The sequence below is a fragment of the Cellulomonas sp. SG140 genome (assembly GCF_025770785.1).
Classification (GTDB): domain Bacteria; phylum Actinomycetota; class Actinomycetes; order Actinomycetales; family Cellulomonadaceae; genus Cellulomonas.
Window position 1 is genome coordinate 1 of sequence record NZ_JANZLA010000006.1, and the last position, 21,380, is coordinate 21,380.

Genomic DNA, 21,380 nt, shown 5'->3' on the forward strand with positions numbered 1-21,380 from the left:
AGCGGAAGGGGCTGCGGCCGGGCGCCCGGCCGCTCGCCCGGCACCACGGGTGGCGTCCCGGTCGGCGTGCTGCTGGTCGGCGGCACGGTGGCAGCGCCCTGCTCGCCCCGAGCGGCTGCACGCACGTCGGCCGCTGCCACGGCCCGGACGGCGCCGGTGGGCGGTCGTCCGCTGCGGCTCTGGAGCTCCCGGAGCTGTCGACGCGTCAGGACGGCGCCGGCCGCGACGGGCACCACCTCCGGAACCGCGCCCGTCTCCACCGAGGTCCAGCCGTCGTGCCCGGAGCGGGTCCGCCACCAGTCCCGAGCCAGCAGACCGGCGCCGGCGAGCACGAGCAGGCCCCCGAGCACCAGGCCGGGAACGAGCCACGGCGACGAGACGACCCGCGGCCACGACATCTCCAGCGTGGGGTTCACGGCGGAGCCGTCGGCGCCGATGCCGGCGACGAGGAGGCTCCATCGTCCGTCCTGGGCGTGCCACGTGAGCTGTGCCGACCCCGTCCCCGTCGCCTGCGCCACCCACATGTCCGAACCTGACGGGTCCGCAGCCGGCCTCGCGGCCGTGCCCGGTGCGGCGGAGGCGCTCGCGCTCGGGGCCGCCGACGCGTCGGCCGCCGTCGCCGACGGGCTCGAGCCAGCGGCGCTCCCCGACGGCAAGGCGGACGGCGACGTCGAGCCCGCAGGCGACGGCGCAGCGGACGACGCCGGGGCGGCGAGCCGCAGCGTCCGCCAGCCGGACAACCCCGACACCCGCTGGTGGGGGTCGCTGCCCACCCAGCCGGCGACGTCGGTGTCCCGACCGACGGCGAGCACGACGTGGGCCCCCGCCGGAACCTGCGCCCGCACCGTGACCGGGTCTCCGCCGAGCTCGAGCACACCGGGATCCGTGACGACGAGACCGGTGGTCGCCGTGGCCCGCGCGACCAGCACGTCGTCCGCGCGCCAGAGCGTCGCGGAGGCGACTGCCAGGGCGATGACGACGAGCCCCAGCAGGCCGATGCCGGACTCGATCAGTCGCTTGCGCACACACAGATCCTCTCGGACGGGACACCCAGGATAGGCGGGCCGCCCGGGACGGCCCGCTGAACGGGGTGTCCGCAGCCCGTTCGGCCCATGGGCTGCTTCACCCGTTCCGCGTATCCTGGCGCCGGGTCGCCGGCCTCGACACGTGGTCGACCGCGCCGTCGCGCGCCCATGCCCCCTGGAGGATCACGCCCGTGTCCGATGCCCGGCCCACCTTCCCCGTCGTCAACTTCCGCGGGTACGACCGCGACGCCGTCGACGCGCGGATCGCCGCTCTCGAGAAGGCCGTGGACGACGCCCGTTCGCAGGTCCAGGCTGCGGACGCCAAGGCGCTCCAGGTCGCCGGTGAGCTCTCCGAGGCGCACCGGCAGCTGCGGGAGGCGGAGCGGCCCACGTACTCCGGCCTCGGCTCGCGGATCGAGCAGCTGCTGCGCTCCGCCGAGGAGCAGTCGTCCGACGTCGTGACCCAGGCCAACGCCCAGGCGGCGGACTCGCTCGCGCGGGCCAAGCTCGCAGCCGGCCAGCTCCGCGCGCGCGCGGAGAACGAGGTCGCGGAGCTGCTGGCGACCGCGCGCCGCGAGGCCGAGGAGGTCCGGACGTCGGCGGCCACGGAGGCGGAGAGCCAGCTGACCGCCGCGCAGCGGAGGGCCGAGGAGCTGGTCGGCTCCGCCGAGCGCGAGGCGGCTCGGATCGCCAGTGCGATCGCCACCGAGGAGAGCGAGCGGCGCACCACCCTCGAGCGCGAGCTCGGCACGCTGCGGGCGACGGTCGAGCACGAGGCGACCCAGCTTCGGGTCGCGACGGAGCGCACCGCGAGCGAGCTGCGGGCACGCACGGAAGCGGAGACCGAGGCGCTGCGGGCCGAGGCCGAGCGCTACGACCAGGACCTGCGCCGCGCGGCCGACGTCGAGACGACGGAGCTGCGTCAGCGCGTGGAGTCCGAGCTGGCCGCCCGGACCTCCGAGGTGGACCGGTACGCGGCACGGGTGCGCGCCGAGGCGGACGACGAGGCCGCCGCCCTGCGCCAGCACGTGGCGGACGAGGTCACGACCCTGCGCGCGTCGGCCCAGGAGTACGCCGACCAGGTGCGTTCCGCGGCGGAGCGGGACGCGGCGGCGCTGCAGCAGCGGGTCGCCGCCGAGGTGGCGGCGCTGCGGACCGAGGCCGAGCAGTACGCGTCCTTCGTGCGGGCCAGCGCGGAGCGGGAGACCGGGGAGCTGCGGGCGACGACGGCGGACGAGCTGGCGGCCGCCCGCACCGAGGCGGAGCAGGCCGTCGCGGCGCTCCGTGCGGAGGCGGCGCAGTACGCGGCGGACCTGCGGGCCCGCGCCGAGCGAGAGACGACGGAGCTGCGGGAGCGGACGCAGGTCGAGACGGCGCACCTCACCCAGGTCACCGAGCGGGAGACCACCCAGCTGCGGGAGACCACCGAGAGGGAGGCCGCCGAGCTGCGGGCGACCGCCGCACGCGAGACCGCGGAGCTGCGCGAGACCACGCGCCTGGAGGTCGAGCGGCTGCAGACCGAGGCGCGGCGGTCGATCGCCGACCTGACCGCGAACGCCAAGGCGCACGCGGACACGCTGGTGCGGGACGCCGAGCAGCGGCTGGCGGACGCCGAGCTGGAGATCGCCTCGAAGCGGGAGGCGGCGGAGCGTGCGGACTCCGAGCGCCACGAGCGCGCTCGTGCCGAGACGGAGCGCCTGGTCGCGGACGCGGAGGCGCACGCCGCCGAGGCCGAGCAGCGGGTGGCCAAGGCTCTGGCGCAGGCCGAGAAGGTGCGGACCGACGCGGAGGCGCACGCCCGGGATCTCGTCTCGAACGCTCGCAAGAACGCCGACCGCGTCGTCTCCGAGGCCCGGGAGCACGCGGAGAAGCAGATCTCGGACGCGATGATCGAGTCCGAGCGCGAGCGCACGTCCGCCCAGCGCCAGGTGGAGGACCTGAACCGGCAGCGGGAGTCGATCACCGGCTACCTCGACGAGCTGCGCAACCTCCTCGGGAGCAACCCGGACCGGTCGGCGTTGGAGAAGGCCGGTCGCGTGGAGGCGGAGTTCGAGAAGAACCGTCAGGCCGCGGTGGAGCGTCCGGCTCGGAGCAGCCGGCCGGCGGCACGGGGCGCCAAGGGACGACCGGCACCGGTGTCCGCGGCTGCGACGGCGCCGGCGAGCCCGGCGGCCGACGACGAGGCCCCGGTGGCTGCCGAGGCGGCTGCCGACGGCATCCCGGAGGGCGCGACGCCGGCCCGCGAGGCCGAGGCCGAGGGGCAGCCCGAGCCGACCTCCGAGGCGGCCGGTGCCGAGTCCGTGGGTGACGAGGCGGTGCGCGACGAGTCGGAGGCGTCGGTGGAGTCGACCGACGCCGCATCCGCTCGCGGCTGAGCGCCGTGAACGCGCAGGGCCGGTCGCGCGACGCTCGGCACGCCGGGAGCGACGACCAGCCGCGGGGCGACGGCGCCGGTCGGACCTCCGAGGCATCGGCGTGGCGGGCGGAGCGTCGGGCCGCGGCCGCCGCCCACGCCGACGCGCTGCACCGACGTCAGAAGGCGGAGTCCGACCGCGCGCGGGCGATGCTCGCCGACCTCGTGGCACGCGCGACCGCGCACGGTCCGGCGCCGGTGCCGCTGCGGGCGCGCAGCTTCGACGGACGGCACCGGTACCGGACCCGGCTGGCGGGCTGGTACCTGCGGCAGGACGAGTCGCTCGCGGTCTCCACCGCAGGTGACTTCTACGTCCTGCGCGCGCCGGTGAGCCTCGCGTCCCTGTGGCGGGGCGTCGAGCTGACGCCGCAGGACCCCCCGCTGGTGCTCGGCGCCGGCGGCAAGGACGGTGAGTCGCTGGACCTCGACGTGGCGATCTCCCGCGTGCTCGGCGGCGCCTGACCGAACGCCTGACCGGGCCGGCTCAGCCGCGCTGCGCCCGTGCCACCAGCTCCCCCAGGGCCGTTGCGACGGCGGCCGGGTCCTCGACGGCAGACAGGTGCCCGACGCGCGGCACGACGACGAGCGCCGCGTCGCCGACCACCGCCATGGCACGCGCCTGCTCCACAGGCGACACCGTGTCCTCGTCGCCCACCACCACCGTGACGGGCCCGGAGAACGTCCGCAGCACCTCGGTCCGATCGGGCCGTACCGCCATCGCCCGCTGCGACCAGGCCAGCCCGCTCGGCGCCTGCTCACGCACCCAGCCGAGCACCTGCTCGCGAACCTGCGGCCGCGCGGTCCGGGTCGTCTCGCCCAGCAACCCGTCGACCGTGGGCAGCACGGTGTCGAGCGACCGGCTGGACTCGAGCTCGTCGGCCGCCGCGAGGCGCTTGGCCGCGGCCTCCGGGGTGTCGGCGACCGCCTTGGTGTCCACGAGGCCGAGCCCGGCCAGCAGGTCCGGGTGCCGCTCGGCCATCGCCAGAGCGACGTAGCCGCCCATCGACAGGCCCACGACGACCGCGCGGCCGACACCCGCGGCCGACAGCAGACGGGCCACCTCGTCGGCGGAGGCCTCGAGCGACGGCTCAGGCAGGTCGGCGACGTACCGCGGCGTGCCCGGCAGGTCGACCAGGTGCACGGCCGCGGGGCCGGCGACGAGCTGCGCGGCCGCGGTCCACATCCGCGAGTCGAGCGGCATCCCGTGCAGCAGGACGAGGGGCAGCGCCCCGGCGTCGGACCGAACTGTGGTCAGCCCTGCGATCGGTGTCACGAGTCCTCCCCCGTCAGGTCGACGGCCGACTCCGCCTGGCTGCTCGGCCCCGCCCACGTCCGCGGCAGCGGGACAGGGACCTCCGGCGCGACGTGCGCGACGATCTCGTCCAGCACGCGGCGCACCTGGGACTCCCCCACCCACAGGTGCTTCGCCCCGTCGACGGCCACCAGATCGGCCTGCGGCACCCGGGCGAAGCGCTCACGCGCCTCCGGCGGGCGCAGGTAGTCGTCGTGCTCGGGCACCAGCACGACGAGCGGCCGGCCGAAGGACGCCCAGGCGTCGAGGTCCTGGTCGCCCGCTCTGCTCAGGGGTGGCGACAGCAGGACGGCTCCCTCCACCACGGGGTCACGCCCGTACCGCAGCGCCAGCTCGGTGCCGAACGACCACCCCACCAGCCAGACGTGCGGCAGGTCCCGGAACTCGGCGAGCTCGAGTGCAGCCGCGACGTCGAAGCGTTCGGCCACGCCCCCGTCGAACGCGCCCTGGCTGGTGCCGCGGGGGCTCGACGTGCCGCGCGTGTTGAACCGCAGCACGGCGAAGCCGGCCAGGGCGGGCAGCCTCCACGCCGCCTTGCGCAGCACGTGCGAGTCCATGTAGCCGCCGTGCGTCGGCAACGGGTGCAGCGTGACCAGGGTGGCGCGAGGCGTCGTCGGACGGCCCTCGGCGTCCACCGGCAGGGCGAGCTCGCCCACCAGCGTCAGGCCGTCCGCCGTGTGCAGCTCGACGTCCTCCCGGTGCGCGGGCAGGACGGTCAGGGAGCGGATCGGGGCGCCGTGGGCGGTGGCGGCGGAGGTCTCGGACATCGTCTCGAGCCTAACCGGCGGCCGCGGCGGGCACGCAGGCACCCGTCGGCCTCGGCGTCGTCGGGTGCGGCGCCGTCAGGCCCGGCGGGTGGGACGACGGCGACCGCGCGCCTGCCAGCACGCCGTGTGCCAGTGCCGGCGGCCCTCCACACCGTCTCCGAGCAGGTCGTCCGTCCGCCACGCGACCACGTGCGGCGTGCCCGGGGCGACCACCTGGTCGCAGCCTGGGCACCGGTACTCGCGGGGCGAGCCGGCCACGGACTGGACCGTCCACTCACCGTCCGGCGCGCTCTCGGCCGTGCGCCCGCCCGTGGCGCGCATCAGGTCCAGCTCCGGGTGGGCGGTCCCGTACGGCCGTCTCGACGATCGACGGCTGCTCGGCATGCGCCCATCCTGTCCGATGCCGGCGGTTCCTCGCCCAGCGATCGGGTCCTCAGAGCGCGGCGGCGGCCTCCGCCGGGGGCACGGTGCCGGTGCGGACCAGCTCGGCGTACCAGCGTCCCGAGTCCTTGACCGTGCGCTCGAGCGTGTCGTAGTCGACGCGGACCACGCCGAAGCGGCGGTCGAAGCCGTACGCCCACTCGAAGTTGTCGAGCAGCGACCAGACGAAGTAGCCGCGCACGTCGGCACCGGCGTCCATCGCGGCACCCATCGCGTCGATGTGGTCGTGCAGGTACGCCACCCGGTCGGAGTCGTGCACCCGGCCGTCCGCCGAGACCTCGTCCACGAACGCCGCACCGTTCTCGGTGATGGCCAGCGGCTGGTCCGGGAACCGGTCACGGAGCTCGAGCAGCAGGTCGATCAGCCCCTGCGGGTCGATGTTCCAACCCATCGCGGTGTAGGGCCCGGGCACCGGCAGCCACTCGACCTGGTCGGCACCGACCCACGGGCTGTGCTCGGCGGCGCGGTGGCCGTCCGGTCCGGGCTCCCCCGGCGTGACGGCAGCCGGCGCCCCGGCACGCACGAGGCCGGTGGCGTAGTAGTTCACGCCGAGCAGCGTGAGCGGGACACGGATCAGGTCCAGGTCCCCGTCCTGCACGAAGGACCAGTCGCTGATCGAGGCGGTGTCGGCGAACACCTGCTGCGGGTACGCACCGAGCAGCATCGGGCCCAGGAACACCTCGTTGGCGACCGTGTCGATGCGGCGCTTGGCCGCGACGTCCGCCGGCTCGTGGGAGGCAGCCCGCGTGACGTGCAGGTTCAGCGTCACCGAGACCGGCGTGTCCTCACCGAGGACGGCGCGCACGGAACGGGCCGCGAGACCGTGGCCGAGGTTGAGGTGGTGGACGGCGGCCAGCGCCTTGGCGTCGTCCGTCACCCCGGGGGCGTGCGCGCCGGACGCGTACCCGAGGAAGGCGGAGCACCACGGCTCGTTCAACGTGGTCCACAGGCGCACCCGGTCCCCGAGCACCTCGGCCATCCGGCGGGCGTAGTCGGCGAACCGGTAGGCGGTCTGACGGTTCGCCCAGCCGCCCTCGTCCTCCAGCGCCTGCGGCAGGTCCCAGTGGTACAGGGTCGCGACGGGCTGGATCCCCGCCTCGACCAGCCGGTCCACCAGGTCGGAGTAGAAGTCGAGGCCCGCCTGGTTGAACTCGCCGGAACCGGTCGGCTGCACCCGGGACCACGCGATCGAGAAGCGGTACGCCTGGAGACCGAGCTCGCGCATGATGGCCACGTCCTGCGGCACCCGGTGGAAGTGGTCCACGGCGACGTCACCGGTGTCGCCGTTGAGCACCCGACCCGGTGTGTGGCTGAAGGTGTCCCAGATCGACGGGCCGCGCCCACCCTCGTGCACGCCCCCCTCGATCTGGTACGAGGCCGTCGCGGACCCCCAGAGGAAGTCGGTGGGGAACTGCCGGCCGGACGGGCGCGTGGTCGCCATGGGAATCCTCGGTCGATCGCGGGAGGGGAAGGGCCGGTCGTCGGCGACCGGGGTCGAATCGATACGATACACCGCTCTCCGCGAGCTGCGGGAGCGCTTCCAACCGAGAGTCAGGAGGCCGCGACCCCTGGGACCTCCCGACCGCGAGGGGTGCCGTGCGGCAGCAGCGCGACGGCGGTGTCGAGCAGCACCGCGACGCCGTCGTCCGCGTTGGACGGCAGCACCGCGTCGACGCTCCGCAGCACGGTCGGATGGGCGTTCGCGACCGCGAAGGAACGACCGGCCCACGCCAGCATCGGCAGGTCGTTCGGAGCGTCGCCCACCGCCCAGACGTCGCTCGCCCCGACCCCCTCCTCCGCCGCCCAGGTGGCCAGCGTGCTCGCCTTGGTCACGGCCGACGGCGACACCTCGGCCAGACCGGTCGCACCCGAGTGGGACACCACGCCCGCCTCGCCGACCGCCGCGGACAACGACCCGACGAAGGCGTCCAGGTCGACCGACGGCGCCGCGCGCACCAGCACCTTGATCGTCCGGCCGTCCAGCGCCTCGGTGATGTCCGTGACCAGCGGACTGCCCTCGGGCACCGGATGGCTCGAGCGGAACCCCACCTCCGCGGCGAAGCCCGTGGTGCGTTCCAGCGCGAAGCTCACCGCCGGGTCGGCACGGCGCACCCGGGCGACCACGTCGCGCACCACCTGGTCGTCGAACGTGTAGGCGTTCCGGATCGCCAACGTCGCCAGCTCGACGACAGCGGCACCGTTGGCGCAGATGGCGACGCCGCACGCACCGAGCGCGGGCGCCAGGTCCGCCAGCCACCGCGGCGGCCGCGCCGTGACGGCGACCACCCGGACACCGGCGCGGTCGCTGCGGGACAGGGCGTCCCGGGTCCTGGCCGACAGGCCGCCGTCGGGGCCGAGCAGCGTGCCGTCCAGATCGGTGGCGACCACCCGCGGCGCGCCCGTTCCGGGCGGGACGACGCCCCCGCTCGGCGCGCTGCCCAGGGGTGCGGCCATCAGAACAGCCGCGAGTCCACGTCGTCGACGCCCCGCAGGGCCGCGTAGTCCAGCACCAGGCAGCCGATGCCGCGGTCGGTGGCGAGCACCCGCGCCTGGGGGCGGATCTCCTGTGCCGCGAACACCCCGCGGACGGGGGCGAGCAGCGGGTCGCGGTTGAGCAGCTCGAGGTACCGCGTCAGCTGCTCGACACCGTCGATGTCGCCGCGACGCTTGATCTCCACGGCGACGGTCCCCCCGGCCGGGTCCCGCGCCAGGATGTCCACCGGTCCGATCGCGGTCGGGTACTCGCGCCGCACCAGCTGGTGCCCCGGCCCGAGCAGCGTGATCTGCTCCGCGAGCAGCTGCTGCAGGTGCGCCTCGACGCCGTCCTTCACCAGGCCCGGGTCCACACCCAGCTCGTGCGCCGAGTCGTGGTGCACCTCGAACAGCTCCACGACCAGGCGGTCGTCGGACTTCGCGTGCTGGACGGTCCACACCTCCTGGACGCCGAGCGCGGCGCGCTCGTCGTCGGGCACGGAGACCGTCAGCGTGCACGGCGGGCTCATCCAGTTCAGGGGCTTGTAGGACCCGCCGTCGGCGTGCACCAGCACCGACCCGTCCGCCTTCACCACCAGCAGGCGGGTCGCCTGCGGCAGGTGCGCGTCGAGCCGTCCGCTGTACGTGGCCGTGCACGAGGCCACCACCAACCGCACCAGGACCTCCGGGGCTTCTAGATGACCGAGGCGGAGCGCGTCGGCGTCGCCTCGATCCACGACGTCAGCCCGGCGTACGCCTCGGGCGACATCTGCAGGTACACCTCGATCGGCGACGAGGTCTCGCCGGCCACACGGCAGCGCAGCTCCACGATGCGCGTGTGCCCGTCAGGCGACGGGACCGTCGTCCGGGAGAGCACCGCGATCCGGGGGCGGCTCCAGACGTGCCGAGCCCTGGGCAGGATCGACGCGAGCCGCCACCAGTACAGGCGGTGCACGCCGTACTGCGCGATGCCACGCGCCCACGGCCCCTCCGGCCGGCGCGCGAGGGAGCAGGAGAAGGAGCCGAGCCGGTGCGAGAGCGTCCGTGTCCGGGACAGCCAGAGACCGGACACCAGCACGGCGAGCAGCAGGAGGGCGGCCAGCGCCAGGAGCGTGTCCGCCTCCAGCCCGCCCATCCCTGCTCGCCCTCAGTTCCCGGCGGTGGTGGGCTCGGCGTTGTCGACGACGAGCGTCACCTGGTCCGAGTCGACGGACAGGAAGCCCCCGTCGACGTGCCACGCGAGCGCAGCGCCGCCACGCTCCTCGCGCACCCGCACCTCACCGGCGCGCAGCAGCGACAGCACGGGCGTGTGACCCGGCAGGATGCCGATCTCGCCGTCCGCCGCCGGCGCGGTGACCTGGTGGGCCTGTCCGGACCACACCTTGCCCTCCGCGTCGACCAGGTCGACCTCGAGCTGTGCCACCGTGCCTCCCCTCAGACCCCGTAGTCCTTCTGGATCCGCGCCCAGTTCCGCTCGAGGTCCTCGAGGCCGCCGATGTTGAAGAAGGCCTGCTCGGCGATGTGGTCGAACTCGCCCTCGGCGATCTTCTTGAACGCCTCGACGGTCTCCGCCACCGGGACCGTCGAACCCGCCACGCCGGTGAACTTCTCCGCCATGTAGGTGTTCTGGGAGAGGAACTGCTGGATTCGCCGGGCACGCGCCACGACGGTCTTGTCCTCCTCGGACAGCTCGTCGACGCCGAGGATCGCGATGATGTCCTGGAGCTCCTTGTTGCGCTGCAGGATCGACTTGACCTGCGTGGCCACCGCGTAGTGCTCCTGGCCGACGTACCGCGGGTCGAGGATGCGGCTGGTCGAGGCCAGCGGGTCGACGGCGGGGTACAGACCGCGGCTGGCGATCTCGCGGGACAGCTCGGTGGTCGCGTCCAGGTGGGCGAACGTCGTGGCCGGCGCCGGGTCGGTGTAGTCGTCGGCGGGCACGTAGATCGCCTGCAGCGACGTGATCGAGTGGCCCCGGGTCGAGGTGATCCGCTCCTGGAGCAGGCCCATCTCGTCGGCCAGGTTGGGCTGGTACCCCACGGCGGACGGCATGCGGCCGAGCAGCGTGGACACCTCGGACCCGGCCTGCGTGAACCGGAAGATGTTGTCGATGAACAGCAGCACGTCCTGACGCTGCACGTCGCGGAAGTACTCCGCCATCGTCAGGGCGGACAGGGCGACGCGCAGACGCGTGCCCGGCGGCTCGTCCATCTGGCCGAAGACGAGCGCGGTCTTGTCGAAGACCCCGGCCTCTTCCATCTCGACGATCAGGTCGTTGCCCTCACGGGTGCGCTCGCCGACCCCGGCGAACACCGAGACGCCGCCGTGGTCCTGGGCGACGCGCTGGATCATCTCCTGGATCAGGACCGTCTTGCCGACGCCGGCGCCGCCGAAGAGGCCGATCTTGCCGCCCTGGACGTACGGGGTGAGCAGGTCGATGACCTTGATGCCGGTCTCGAACATCGTGGTCTTCGACTCGAGCTGGTCGAAGGCCGGCGGCTGGCGGTGGATGGGCCAGCGCTCGGTGATCTCGAGCTTCTCCCCCGGCTCCAGGTCGAGCACGTCGCCGGTCACGTTGAAGACGTGACCCAGCGTGACGTCGCCGACGGGGACCGAGATCGGCGCACCCGTGTCCGTCACCTCGGCGCCGCGGACCAGACCGTCGGTCGGCTTCAGCGCGATGGCGCGCACCAGGGAGTCGCCCAGGTGCTGCGCCACCTCGAGGGTGAGGCTGTGGGTGCTCTCGCCCTCGCCCTGGTGGGAGAGCTCGATCTGCACGGTCAGGGCGTTGTAGAGCTCGGGGATCTGGTCCGGCGGGAACTCGATGTCCACGACGGGGCCGATCACCCGCGCGACACGACCCACGCCCGAGCTGCCCGTGGGGGTCGCCGTCGCGTCGACGGTGGTGGCGGTCATGTTGCTGCCTCGCTTCGGTGTGGTCGGGTGGCTCAGGAGGCCGACGCGAGCGCGTCCGCGCCCGAGACGATCTCGCTGATCTCCTGCGTGATCTCGGCCTGGCGAGCCTGGTTCGCCAGCCGCGTGTACATGCGGATCAGGTCCTCCGCGTTGTCCGTCGCCGTCTTCATCGCACGCTGCCGCGCCGCGAGCTCGGAGGCTGCCGCCTGCAGCAGGCTGGCGTAGACGCGGCTGCGGACGTACCGCGGCAGCAGCGCGTCGAGCACCACGTCGGGGCTCGGCTCGAACTCGTAGAGGGGCAGCGCCTCGGCCTCGCCCGGTTCGACGACGCCCTCCACCACCTCGAGCGGCAGCAGCCGCAGCACCCGCGGGCGCTGGGTGACCATGTTGACGAACTGCGTGTAGACGATGTGGACCTCGGCGACGCCGCCCTCGTCCGCCGGGGCGCGGAACGCCCCGAGCAGCGTGCCGGCGATGTCGTCGGCGACCTCCACCGTCGGCGCGTCGGAGCTGCCGGTCCAGCTGCTCACGACCTCACGCTGCCGGAACGTGTAGAAGGACAGCGCCCGGCGGCCGGTGACGTACAGGGCCACCTCCTTGCGCTCGTCCGTCAGCCGGGTGATCAGCCGCTCCGCCTCGCGGATCACCGACGCCGAGTAGGCGCCGGCCATGCCGCGGTCCGAGGCGACGACGAGCACGGCGGCCCGGTTCGTGTCCGTCCGCTCGACGAGGAACGGGTGCGACTGGGTCGAGTGGGTGGCCACGGCCGACACGGCGCGGGTGATGGCACGCGAGTACGGGGTCGCCATGCTCACCCGGTCGCGCGCCCGGCCGATCCGGGACGCGGCGATGAGCTCCTGCGCCCGGAACATCTTCTTCAGCGACTGCGTGGACCGGATGCGCTGCCGGTAGACCCGCTGCGAACCCGCCATCCTCAGGCTCGCTTCTGCCGGACGATCTGCTCCTGGTCGACCTGGACCGGCTCGTCCTCCTCGGACTTCACCAGCGGGCTGCCGTCGAAGAGCATGAAGCCCTGACGGAACTCGTCCACCACCGCGGCCAGCGCCTGCTCCGTGGACTCCTCCAGCTTGCCCGTCGAGGCGATGGTGCTGAGCACGTCCGTCTTGCGGCGCAGGTGGTCCAGCAGCTCCGACTCGAAGCGGCGCACGTCCTCCAGCGGCACGTCGTCCAGCTTGCCCTTGGTGCCGGCCCAGATCGACGCGACCTGGTCCTCCACCGGGTACGGGCTGTACTGCCCCTGCTTGAGCAGCTCCATCAGGCGGGCGCCACGGGTCAGCTGGGCCCGGCTCGCCGCGTCGAGGTCGGACGCGAACATCGCGAACGCCTCGAGCGAGCGGTACTGGGCCAGGTCGAGCTTCAGCGTGCCGGACACCTGCTTCATCGCCTTGACCTGGGCGGCACCACCGACGCGGGACACCGAGATGCCGACGTCGACGGCGGGCCGCTGGTCCGCGTTGAACAGGTCGGACTGCAGGAAGATCTGCCCGTCCGTGATCGAGATGACGTTGGTCGGGATGTACGCCGACACGTCGTTCGCCTTGGTCTCGATCACCGGCAGGCCGGTCATCGAGCCGGCGCCCAGGTCGTCCGACAGCTTCGCGCAACGCTCCAGCAGGCGGGAGTGCAGGTAGAAGACGTCGCCCGGGTAGGCCTCGCGGCCCGGCGGGCGGCGCAGCAGCAGGGAGACGGCACGGTAGGCCTCGGCCTGCTTGGACAGGTCGTCGAAGACGATGAGCACGTGCTTGCCCTGGTACATCCAGTGCTGGCCGATGGCCGAGCCGGTGTACGGCGCGAGGTACTTGAAGCCCGCGGGGTCGGACGCCGGAGCCGCGACGATCGTCGTGTACTCCAGGGCACCGGCCTCCTCGAGCGCGGCGCGCACCGAGGCGATCGTCGAGCCCTTCTGGCCGATGGCGACGTAGATGCAGCGCACCTGCTGCTTCGGGTCGCCCGTCGCCCAGGCGGACTTCTGGTTGATGATCGTGTCGATCGCGATCGCCGTCTTGCCGGTCTGACGGTCGCCGATGATCAGCTGACGCTGGCCGCGGCCGATCGGGATCATCGAGTCGATGGCCTTCAGACCGGTCTGCAGCGGCTCGTGCACGCTCTTGCGCTGCATGACGCCGGGCGCCTGCAGCTCCAGGGCGCGACGCGTCTCCGTCTCCACGTCACCGAGGCCGTCGATCGGCTTGCCGAGCGGGTCGACCACGCGGCCGAGGTAGCCGTCGCCCACGGGCACGGACAGCACCTCGCCCGTGCGCCGCACCTCCTGGCCCTCCTCGATGCCGGCGAACTCGCCGAGCACGACGACGCCGATCTCGCGCACGTCGAGGTTCAGCGCCAGCCCGAGCGTGCCGTCCTCGAACCGCAGCAGCTCGTTCGCCATCGCGCCGGGCAGGCCCTCGACCTGCGCGATGCCGTCGGCGGTCAGCGTGACCCGCCCGACCTCCTCGGTCGCCGCCTGCTTCGGCTCGTACGACTTCACGAAGCTGTCCAGCGCGGCGCGGATGTCCTCCGGCCGGATCGTCAGCTCAGCCATGGTGTCTGTTCTCCTCGTGGGTCGCGCGCGTCGCGCGCGGGGTGCGTGGGCCCGGGACCGCCGGGCGGGGACGAAGGGTCATCCGGCGAGCTGTCGGCGGGCGTCGGCCAGGCGGGCGAGCACGGTCGAGTCGATCACGTCCGGGCCGGACTGGACGCGCAGGCCGCCGATCACGCGGGGGTCCACCACCACGTCCAGCTCGACCTGCCGTCCGAGGGCCGTCGCGAGCAGACCGGCGAGCCGGCCGCGCTGGGCGTCCGACAGCGGGGCCGCGACCGTCACGGTCGCGACGCGGTGGTGACGGCGCTCCGCGATGAGGTCGACGACGTCACCGAGCCAGGCGACGTACCGCCGACCCCGGGGGGCCGCCGCGGCACGGCGGGCGAGCAGCAGCGTCGTGGCGCTGACGTGCGACCCGAGCACGCGCTCGGCCAGGTCCGCACGAGCCTCGCCCGGCACCGACGGGTCGAACAGCGCCCGCCGCAGGTCCCGCTGCCCGGACAGGGCACCGATCACCGCGAACAGCTCCTGCTCCACCTGCTCCAGCGTGCCGGCCGACTGCGCCGCCGCCAGCACGGCCGAGGTGCCGAGCCGCTGCGCGGCGTCGGCCAGGTCGGCGTCAGCCGACCACCGCGAGCGGACCAGGTCCTGCGCGACGGCGACCGTCCGGGCGTCGGCGGCGGCCAGCAGCCGTGCCACGAGGGCGGCCTTGGCCTCCCCGGCCGCGGACGGGTCCGCCAGCACGCGGCGCAGCGACCCCGACGCGTCCAGCGCGTCGACCAGGGCGTAGAGCTCCTCGCCCAGCACGGTCGCCTGCTCCCCGGCCGCCTCGAGGACCGGCTCCCACCGGCCCTCGACCGCGTCCAGGGACGCCTGGCTCGTTCCCCGCATCAGGCCCCCTTGCCCTGGCCCGTCGCGACACCCGCGGCCTGGTCGGCCTCGAGGTCGTCGAGGAAGCGCTCCACGACACGGGACCGGCGGACCTCGTCGGCCAGGGACTCGCCGACGATCTTCTCCGCGAGCTGGGTGGCCAGCGCGCCGACGTCGGACCGGAGGGCGACCACGGCCTGCTGCCGCTCCGCCTCGACCTGGCGCTGCGCCGTCTCGAGGATGCGGGCGGCCTCGTCCTGCGCCTTGGTGCGCAGGTCGGCGACGATCTGGGCGCCCTCGGTGCGGGCGTCCTCACGGATGCGCGCCGCCTCGGCGCGGGCGTCGGCCAGGTGCTGCTGGTACTGGCCGAGGACGGCCGCGGCCTCCTCCTGCGCGGACTCCGCCTTGGCCAGGCCGCCCTCGATCTTCTCGGCCCGCTCGTCCAGCACCCGCTGGAACGCCGGCAGCACCCAGATGCGGAAGGGGACGGCGATGATGATGAGGACGACCAGCGACCACACGATGTCGAACGTGTGGGGGATCAGCAGGTTGACGCCGTCAGGCTCCTGCGTTGCGGCCGTCGCGACGGCCGCGGCGAGCGCGGCCGTGCTCACTTGAAGAGGAACCCGGTGATCAGGCCGAGGAGGCCGAGCACCTCGACGAACCCGATGCCGATGAACATGGTGGTGCGCAGCTGGCCGGAGACCTCGGGCTGACGGGCCATGCCCTCGATCGTCTTGCCGATGAGGATGCCGAGGCCGATGCCCGGGCCGATCACCGCGAGGCCGTAGCCGAGCGTGGCGAGGTTGCCCGAGACGGTGTCCGCCGCCGCCAGGATGGTGCTGGTGTCCACGGTTGGTCGTTCCTTCCTGTGGGTGCCGCGGGTGGCGGCACCGGGGTGGGCGGGGCCGAGGCCCCCGGGTGGTGCGTGTGGGTCAGTGCGTCGTCAGTGCTCCGCCTCGACCGACAGGCTGATGTAGACCGCCGTCAGCACGACGAAGATGTACGCCTGCAGCGCCGCGACGAAGACCTCGAAGGCCGTCAGCGCGAGGCTGGCCACCAGCGTCAGGGCGCCGAAGGCCTTCAGGGCGGGGGCCGCCTCGACGACGAAGTACTGGGTGGCGGCGAAGCAGAGCGCGAGCATCAGGTGCCCGGAGACCATGTTCGCCATCAACCGGATCGCCAGCGTCGCGGGCCTGATGACGAGGACCTGCAGCAGCTCGATCGGCGTCAGCAGGATGTACATGAACCATGGCACGCCGGGCGGGAACAGGCTCGACTTCACGAAGCCGCCCAAGCCCTGGGCCTTCACCCCCGCCGAGAGGTACGTCACGTACGCCCAGACCGCCAGCAGCACCGGCAGGCCGATCAGCGACGTGCCGGCGATGTTCAGGCCCGGGATGGCGCCGGTGATGTTGAAGGCGAGGATGCCGAAGAAGACGGTCGTCAGCATCGCCGCGTAGCGCTTGCCGCGCTCGGTGCCGAGGATCTCGTTCACGACGTTGACCCGGACGAAGTCGAGGATCATCTCGACCGCCGCCTGCGTGCGCCCCGGCACGAGCCGGGCGCGGCGGGCGACGACCACCATGAAGGTGACCAGCACCACTGCGGCGACGAGCCGCACGAGCATGATGCGGTTGAACTCGAGCCACGTGCCCTGGAACAGCACGGGCGCCGGGAAGAAGTCGGCGATCGAGGGCGGCTCGAAACCGCCGGTCCCGCTCTGATCGGCGGCGAACGGCAGCATGGTCGCGAGGCTGGTCAGAGCAAGCTCCTGGTGGTCGTGAGGTCGAACGGGCGCCTTCCGCAGCGGTGCGGGCAGGCCATCGGCACCCCGGCCGTCATGGATGTTGGCAAGCCTAACCCATGGTCGAAGGTCCGTTGCGCACGGTTGAGGGGGGTCACCGACGGCCCCCGTCACCCGGTTCGACGTACGGTACCCGCCCCGTCGAGACGGCTCGGTAGTCGAGCAGTGCGGAGCCGATGGCGCCGAGCGCCAGCACGCCCGCGAGCACCGGTGCCGAGTAGAAGTCGAGACCGCGGAGCAGCGCCAGCGCGACGATGACGACGAGCACCTTGGCCAGCCACGTGCCCATCACCACACCGGCCATCACCTGCGGCGCCGAGTGCGTGGTGCGCAGCATCGCGACGACCGTGGTGCCGGAGAACACGGCAGCGAGACCCACGCCGATCAGCGCGCCCCAGACGCCCGGCAGGCCGGAGACGAGGGCGCCGACCAGCACACCGAGCACGGTGAGCGCGACGAGGAGCAGCACGGTGTCGCGCAGCGCGCGGCGGAAGACCGCGTCCGCTGCCGTCGGCTCCGCGGTCGGGGCCGACGGGCCGGGGTCCGGCAGCGCGCCGTCGTCAGGTGCGGTCATCAGGGTGCCTCCGGGTGGGGGGTCGACCGGCCGCGCAGCGGGCCGAGGGTGAGGGCGACGGCGGCGAGCACGGCGATGCCGACGCCGATCAGGACGGTCGTCGTCGACCAGCGCACCAGGGCGGCGGCGCCGAACGCGAAGACACCGGTCCAGAGGTACATGATCGCGACCGCGCGGCGGTGCGAGTGCCCGAGCGCGAGCAGCCGGTGGTGCAGGTGGCGGCGGTCCGGGTGGAACGGCGACTTGCCCGCGCCCACCCGGCGGACCACGGCGAGCGCCATGTCCAGCAGCGGGAGCACGAGCACCGCGAGCGGCAGCAGCATCGGCAGGTAGGCCGGGAAGGACGCGCGCTGCGAGACGGACTGCGGGTCGATCTGCCCCGTGACGATGATCGCGGCGGCCGCCATGACGAAGCCGAGCAGCATCGAGCCGGAGTCGCCCATGAAGATCCGTGCCGGGTACAGGTTGTGCGGGAGGAAGCCGGCGCACATGCCGACCAGGACGGCCAGCACGAGCGTCGCCAGGCTCGCGTAGTCGCCGGGGTTGGAGCCCATCGTCAGCAGGTAGCTGTACAGCAGGAACGCGCTGCCGCCGATCGCGAGGACGCCCGCGGCCAGCCCGTCGAGGCCGTCGACGAAGTTGACCGCATTCATCGCGACGACCACCGAGAGCACCGTGACGAAGATGGAGATGCGGGTGGACCACGCCGTGACCCCGAACAGCGGCATCTGGTAGAGCAGCACGCCCTGCCACGCCATGAAGCCGGCCGCCAGCACCTGGCCCATCAGCTTGGTCAGCCAGTCGAGGTCCCACACGTCGTCGGCCGCCCCGAGCAGCACCACGACCGTCGCACCGCCGACGATGCCGATCAGCGGGCGGGGGTTGGCGTACACCGAGCCGAGGAAGGGCAGGCGGCTGGCGACCAGCACCGCGACGAGCAGCCCGAGGTACATCGCCGTCCCCCCCAGCCGGGGCGTGGGGACGGCGTGCACGTCCCGGTCGCGCACCGCGGTGATCGCGTGCCAGCGCAGCGCCAGCCACCGGGACAGCGGCGTCATCAGGTACGTCACTGCCGCCGTCAGCACGAGGACGAGCAGGTAGACCCTCACCGGGCGGGGTCCTCCCGCGCGGGCTCGTCGACGTCCGCCACCTCACGCAGCTGCTCGAGGCTGATCGAGCCGAGCCGGACGACCCGCAGGCGGTCCCCCGTCGCGTCCACGATGGTGGAGGGCACGGGGCCCGGTGTGGGGCCGCCGTCCAGGAACACCGGCACGGAGTCCCCGAGCTGCTCGGCGGCCTCCTGCGCGGTCACCGCCGACGGCTGCCCGGTCAGGTTGGCGCTCGAGACGGCGAGTGGGCCGGTGCGCCGCAGCAGCGCGAGCGCCAGCGGGTGGTCCGGCACGCGCAGGGCGACGGTCCCGTGGGTCTCCCCCAGGTCCCAGGCGAGCGACGGCTGCGCGTGCACGATGACCGTCAGCGCGCCGGGCCAGAAGGCCTCCGCCAGTGCCCGGGCCGCCTCCGGCACGTCCCGGGCGAGACCGTCCAGCGTGCGCACGTCCGGCATGAGGACCGGCGGCGGCATCTGCCGGCCCCTGCCCTTGGCGTCCAGCAGAGCCTGCACGGCGGCCGGTGTGAACGCGTCCGCCCCCACGCCGTACACCGTGTCCGTCGGCAGCACCACGAGACCACCGCGCGCCAGCGCGTTGACCGCCTCGTCGAGTGCCGGGCCCCACGCCGTGGGGTCTGTCGCGTCCAGGATCTGCTCGCCGGTCACGGCCGCGAGTCTCCCACGTCGGGCCGGCGCCGCTCGTCGGGATCCGCCACGCCGGGCGGCCCGGGCCGGCCGGTGCGGCGCGCGACGAGCATCCGCGGCCGGCCGGTCAGGTCGTCCTGCGTCCGTACGTCCTGGTACCACCCCGTCGCCGTCGCCGCGTCCCGAGCGGCCTCCGCCTGGACCTCGGCGTGCTCCATCACCAGCAGACCACCGGGGACCAGCAGGCGGCCGCCCGCGCGCAGCACGGCGCGCGGCACGTCCAGGCCGTCCGCACCGCCGCCGTACAGGGCCAGGTCGGGGTCGTGGTCGCGCACCTCCGGGTCCACCGGCTCGGCGTCCGGCGGGATGTACGGCGGGTTGGCCACCAGCACGTGCACGCGGCCGGCCAGCCCGGACAGCAGCGCGGGGTCCGCCACGTCGCCGTGCAGAGCGACCAGGTGCTCGGCGCGGGCTGCGGCGCCGTTGCGGGTGGTCAGTGCAACGGCCTGCTCGGAGAGGTCCACGCCGGTCACGCGGGCGGTCGGCACCTCGGTGGCCACCGCGACGGCGATCGCGCCCGATCCGCAGCACAGGTCGACGACGACCGGCTCCGTCCCGCCGGCCGCCACCCGGGCGGCCTCCTCGACCGCGACGCCGGCGACCACCTCCGTCTCCGGGCGCGGCACGAACACCCCGGGCTCCACCGCGAGCGTCAGGTACCGGAAGCCGGTGCTGCCGACCAGGTGCTGCAGCGGCTCGCGCCGCCTGCGACGCTCCACCAATTCGGCGAACCGCGACGCGAAGTCGGCCGGCAGCTCGGGCGGCAGGACGAGGTCGACGCGGTCCCGGCCGAGCACGTGCGCCGCGAGCGCGAGCGCGTCGTGCCGTGGGGAGGCGACCCCCGCCTCGAGCAGCAGCTGCGTCGCGGCGTCGACGAAGGGACGCAGCCCGGCGGCGCGGCCGGCGTCGGCTGCCCCGGCCGGACCGCCCTCGCGCGTCACGAGGTGGCGGCCGCGAGCCGGGCCGCCTCGTCCGCGTCGATCGCCGACTGCACGACGGGCCCCAGGTCGCCGTCGAGCACGGCGTCGAGGTTGTACGCCTTGTAGCCCGTGCGGTGGTCGGCGATCCGGTTCTCGGGGAAGTTGTAGGTGCGGATGCGTTCCGACCGGTCGACCGTCCGGACCTGGGACCGCCGCGCCTCCTGCGCGGCCGCCGCGACCTCCTCCTGACGGGCCGCCAGCAGGCGTGCGCGCAGCACGCGCATCCCCTGCTCGCGGTTCTGCAGCTGCGACTTCTCGTTCTGCATCGAGACGACGATGCCCGTGGGTAGGTGCGTGATCCGCACCGCCGAGTCGGTCGTGTTCACCGACTGGCCGCCCGGACCGGAGGACCGGAACACGTCGATGCGGAGGTCGCCGGGGTCGATGTCGACCTCGGACTCGTCGTCGGCCTCCGGCAGCACCAGCACGCCCACCGCCGACGTGTGGATGCGGCCCTGCGACTCGGTCACCGGCACCCGCTGCACGCGGTGCACGCCGCCCTCGTACTTCAGGTGCGCCCAGACGCCGTCCTCCGGTGCGACGGTGCCGCGCGCCTTCACGGCGAGGTGCACGTCCTTGTACCCGCCGAGGCCGGACTCGGTCGCGTCGAGCACCTGCGTCGCCCACCCCTGCCGCTCCGCGTACCGGGAGTACATCCGCAGCAGGTCGGCGGCGAACAGCGCCGACTCCTCGCCGCCCTCCCCCGCCTTGATCTCCAGGATGACGTCGCGTGCGTCGTCGGGATCGCGGGGCACGAGCACCCGCCGGAGACGCTCGGCGGCCTCCTCCGCGGCGGCCTGCAGCGCCGGCAGCTCCGCCGCGAGCTCCGCCGCCTCGCCACCCTCGGCGAGCTCCACCAGCTCAGCGGCCGCCCGCGCGTCGTCGTCGGCCGCCCGCCACGCCCGGTAGGCGCCGACCACGCGGCCCAGCTCGGCGTACCGGCGACCGAGCCTCCGCGCCTCCGCCGGGTCGCCGTGCACCGCCGGATCGGCCAGCCGGGCCTCGATGGCCGCGTGCTCGTCGAGCACCGGCTGCAGGGCGTCGAACGACGCGCTCATGCGTGACCTCCCGGTCGACCGTTCACGCGGGGTCGCGGCGCACGACCCCGGACAGCACGACAGCGCCGGCGCCCGGGGCGGACGGCCCCGGGAGGGGCGGGTCCGCGCCGAGGCGCCGGCGCTGTCGAGGTGCTAGCCCTGCTTCTTGCCGTAGCGGGCCTCGAACCGGGCCACGCGGCCACCGGTGTCGAGGATCTTCTGCTTGCCCGTGTAGAACGGGTGGCAGGCGCTGCAGACGTCGGCGTGGATCTCACCCTTGGTCACGGTGGACCGGGTGACGAAGGTGTTGCCGCACGTGCACGTCACCGTGGTGGGCACGTACTGCGGGTGGATACCAGACTTCACGGGGATCTCCTGTTCGGGGACGTCTCC

At 73.9% G+C, this 21,380-nt stretch carries 23 protein-coding genes and 1 pseudogene; 2 read left to right on the forward strand and 22 right to left on the reverse strand.

What is annotated here, in order from left to right; all coding sequences use genetic code 11:
- A pseudogene (locus N0B34_RS11880) lies at positions 1 to 1,025 on the reverse strand (hypothetical protein); the annotation flags it as partial.
- A gap of 191 nt (positions 1,026 to 1,216) precedes the next feature.
- Between N0B34_RS11880 and N0B34_RS11885 the strand changes: the two are divergent.
- Both N0B34_RS11885 and N0B34_RS11890 read left to right on the forward strand, forming a co-directional pair.
- The gene (locus tag N0B34_RS11885; RefSeq protein ID WP_263731615.1) at positions 1,217 to 3,400 is read left to right on the forward strand and encodes a hypothetical protein; all 2,184 of its coding nucleotides are present in this window, start codon (positions 1,217 to 1,219) and stop codon (positions 3,398 to 3,400) included.
- A gap of 5 nt (positions 3,401 to 3,405) precedes the next feature.
- The gene (locus N0B34_RS11890) at positions 3,406 to 3,900 is read left to right on the forward strand and encodes a hypothetical protein (RefSeq protein WP_263731616.1); all 495 of its coding nucleotides are present in this window, start codon (positions 3,406 to 3,408) and stop codon (positions 3,898 to 3,900) included.
- A gap of 22 nt (positions 3,901 to 3,922) precedes the next feature.
- Here the strand turns inward: N0B34_RS11890 and N0B34_RS11895 are convergent, their stop codons facing one another.
- From N0B34_RS11895 to rpmE, 21 genes are all read right to left on the reverse strand, one after another.
- Positions 3,923 to 4,711 (reverse strand): alpha/beta fold hydrolase, encoded by a 789-nt coding sequence (locus N0B34_RS11895; RefSeq protein WP_263731617.1) that lies wholly within the window; start codon positions 4,709 to 4,711, stop codon positions 3,923 to 3,925.
- Positions 4,708 to 5,517, reverse strand: coding sequence for an alpha/beta hydrolase (locus N0B34_RS11900; RefSeq protein ID WP_263731618.1), 810 nt, complete (start codon positions 5,515 to 5,517; stop codon positions 4,708 to 4,710). The genes N0B34_RS11895 and N0B34_RS11900 overlap by 4 nt, the downstream gene beginning before the upstream one ends.
- A gap of 75 nt (positions 5,518 to 5,592) precedes the next feature.
- The gene (locus N0B34_RS11905; protein ID WP_263731619.1) at positions 5,593 to 5,901 is read right to left on the reverse strand and encodes a hypothetical protein; all 309 of its coding nucleotides are present in this window, start codon (positions 5,899 to 5,901) and stop codon (positions 5,593 to 5,595) included.
- A 49-nt stretch (positions 5,902 to 5,950) separates the two neighbouring features.
- The gene (locus N0B34_RS11910) at positions 5,951 to 7,399 is read right to left on the reverse strand and encodes a GH1 family beta-glucosidase (RefSeq protein WP_263731620.1); all 1,449 of its coding nucleotides are present in this window, start codon (positions 7,397 to 7,399) and stop codon (positions 5,951 to 5,953) included.
- Between the two features lie 110 nt (positions 7,400 to 7,509).
- Positions 7,510 to 8,412 carry an HAD family hydrolase gene (locus tag N0B34_RS11915; RefSeq protein WP_263731621.1) on the reverse strand — a complete coding sequence of 301 codons (903 nt, stop codon included), beginning with the start codon at positions 8,410 to 8,412 and terminating at the stop codon, positions 7,510 to 7,512.
- Positions 8,412 to 9,107: an endonuclease NucS gene (nucS, locus tag N0B34_RS11920; protein ID WP_263731841.1), complete on the reverse strand. Its 696-nt coding sequence runs from the start codon at positions 9,105 to 9,107 to the stop codon at positions 8,412 to 8,414. Before nucS ends, N0B34_RS11915 begins: the two co-directional genes overlap by 1 nt.
- A 17-nt stretch (positions 9,108 to 9,124) precedes the next feature.
- Positions 9,125 to 9,565, reverse strand: coding sequence for a DUF2550 domain-containing protein (locus tag N0B34_RS11925; protein WP_263731622.1), 441 nt, complete (start codon positions 9,563 to 9,565; stop codon positions 9,125 to 9,127).
- 12 nt (positions 9,566 to 9,577) lie between these two features.
- Positions 9,578 to 9,853: a F0F1 ATP synthase subunit epsilon gene (locus N0B34_RS11930; protein WP_263731623.1), complete on the reverse strand. Its 276-nt coding sequence runs from the start codon at positions 9,851 to 9,853 to the stop codon at positions 9,578 to 9,580.
- An 11-nt stretch (positions 9,854 to 9,864) separates the two neighbouring features.
- Positions 9,865 to 11,346 carry a F0F1 ATP synthase subunit beta gene (atpD, locus tag N0B34_RS11935; RefSeq protein ID WP_263731624.1) on the reverse strand — a complete coding sequence of 494 codons (1,482 nt, stop codon included), beginning with the start codon at positions 11,344 to 11,346 and terminating at the stop codon, positions 9,865 to 9,867.
- A 32-nt stretch (positions 11,347 to 11,378) separates the two neighbouring features.
- Entirely contained in the window at positions 11,379 to 12,278 is a 900-nt protein-coding gene (locus tag N0B34_RS11940; RefSeq protein WP_263731625.1) for a F0F1 ATP synthase subunit gamma, read from the reverse strand.
- 2 nt (positions 12,279 to 12,280) lie between these two features.
- Positions 12,281 to 13,906, reverse strand: a complete 1,626-nt coding sequence (gene atpA / locus N0B34_RS11945) for a F0F1 ATP synthase subunit alpha (RefSeq protein WP_263731626.1) — start codon at positions 13,904 to 13,906, stop codon at positions 12,281 to 12,283.
- A gap of 78 nt (positions 13,907 to 13,984) precedes the next feature.
- The gene (locus N0B34_RS11950; RefSeq protein WP_263731627.1) at positions 13,985 to 14,797 is read right to left on the reverse strand and encodes a F0F1 ATP synthase subunit delta; all 813 of its coding nucleotides are present in this window, start codon (positions 14,795 to 14,797) and stop codon (positions 13,985 to 13,987) included.
- The gene (locus tag N0B34_RS11955; protein ID WP_263731628.1) at positions 14,797 to 15,390 is read right to left on the reverse strand and encodes a F0F1 ATP synthase subunit B; all 594 of its coding nucleotides are present in this window, start codon (positions 15,388 to 15,390) and stop codon (positions 14,797 to 14,799) included. Before N0B34_RS11955 ends, N0B34_RS11950 begins: the two co-directional genes overlap by 1 nt.
- The gene (atpE, locus tag N0B34_RS11960) at positions 15,387 to 15,629 is read right to left on the reverse strand and encodes an ATP synthase F0 subunit C (protein WP_291763071.1); all 243 of its coding nucleotides are present in this window, start codon (positions 15,627 to 15,629) and stop codon (positions 15,387 to 15,389) included. Before atpE ends, N0B34_RS11955 begins: the two co-directional genes overlap by 4 nt.
- A 93-nt stretch (positions 15,630 to 15,722) precedes the next feature.
- The gene (atpB, locus tag N0B34_RS11965) at positions 15,723 to 16,523 is read right to left on the reverse strand and encodes a F0F1 ATP synthase subunit A (RefSeq protein WP_263731629.1); all 801 of its coding nucleotides are present in this window, start codon (positions 16,521 to 16,523) and stop codon (positions 15,723 to 15,725) included.
- Positions 16,524 to 16,677: 154 nt separating this feature from the next.
- Positions 16,678 to 17,157, reverse strand: a complete 480-nt coding sequence (locus N0B34_RS11970; RefSeq protein WP_263731630.1) for a hypothetical protein — start codon at positions 17,155 to 17,157, stop codon at positions 16,678 to 16,680.
- The gene (locus N0B34_RS11975) at positions 17,157 to 18,266 is read right to left on the reverse strand and encodes an MraY family glycosyltransferase (RefSeq protein ID WP_263731631.1); all 1,110 of its coding nucleotides are present in this window, start codon (positions 18,264 to 18,266) and stop codon (positions 17,157 to 17,159) included. Before N0B34_RS11975 ends, N0B34_RS11970 begins: the two co-directional genes overlap by 1 nt.
- Positions 18,263 to 18,931, reverse strand: coding sequence for an L-threonylcarbamoyladenylate synthase (locus N0B34_RS11980; protein WP_263731632.1), 669 nt, complete (start codon positions 18,929 to 18,931; stop codon positions 18,263 to 18,265). Before N0B34_RS11980 ends, N0B34_RS11975 begins: the two co-directional genes overlap by 4 nt.
- A complete protein-coding gene (gene prmC / locus N0B34_RS11985) occupies positions 18,928 to 19,911 on the reverse strand; it encodes a peptide chain release factor N(5)-glutamine methyltransferase (RefSeq protein ID WP_263731633.1) in 984 nt (327 codons plus the stop codon). The genes N0B34_RS11980 and prmC overlap by 4 nt, the downstream gene beginning before the upstream one ends.
- Complete coding sequence (gene prfA / locus N0B34_RS11990) at positions 19,908 to 21,008, reverse strand: peptide chain release factor 1 (RefSeq protein WP_263731634.1); 1,101 nt, start codon at positions 21,006 to 21,008, stop codon at positions 19,908 to 19,910. Before prfA ends, prmC begins: the two co-directional genes overlap by 4 nt.
- Before the next feature lie 132 nt (positions 21,009 to 21,140).
- On the reverse strand, positions 21,141 to 21,353 hold the full coding sequence (gene rpmE / locus N0B34_RS11995; RefSeq protein WP_263731635.1) for a 50S ribosomal protein L31: 213 nt from the start codon (positions 21,351 to 21,353) through the stop codon (positions 21,141 to 21,143).
- Between the last annotated feature and the right edge of the window lie 27 nt (positions 21,354 to 21,380).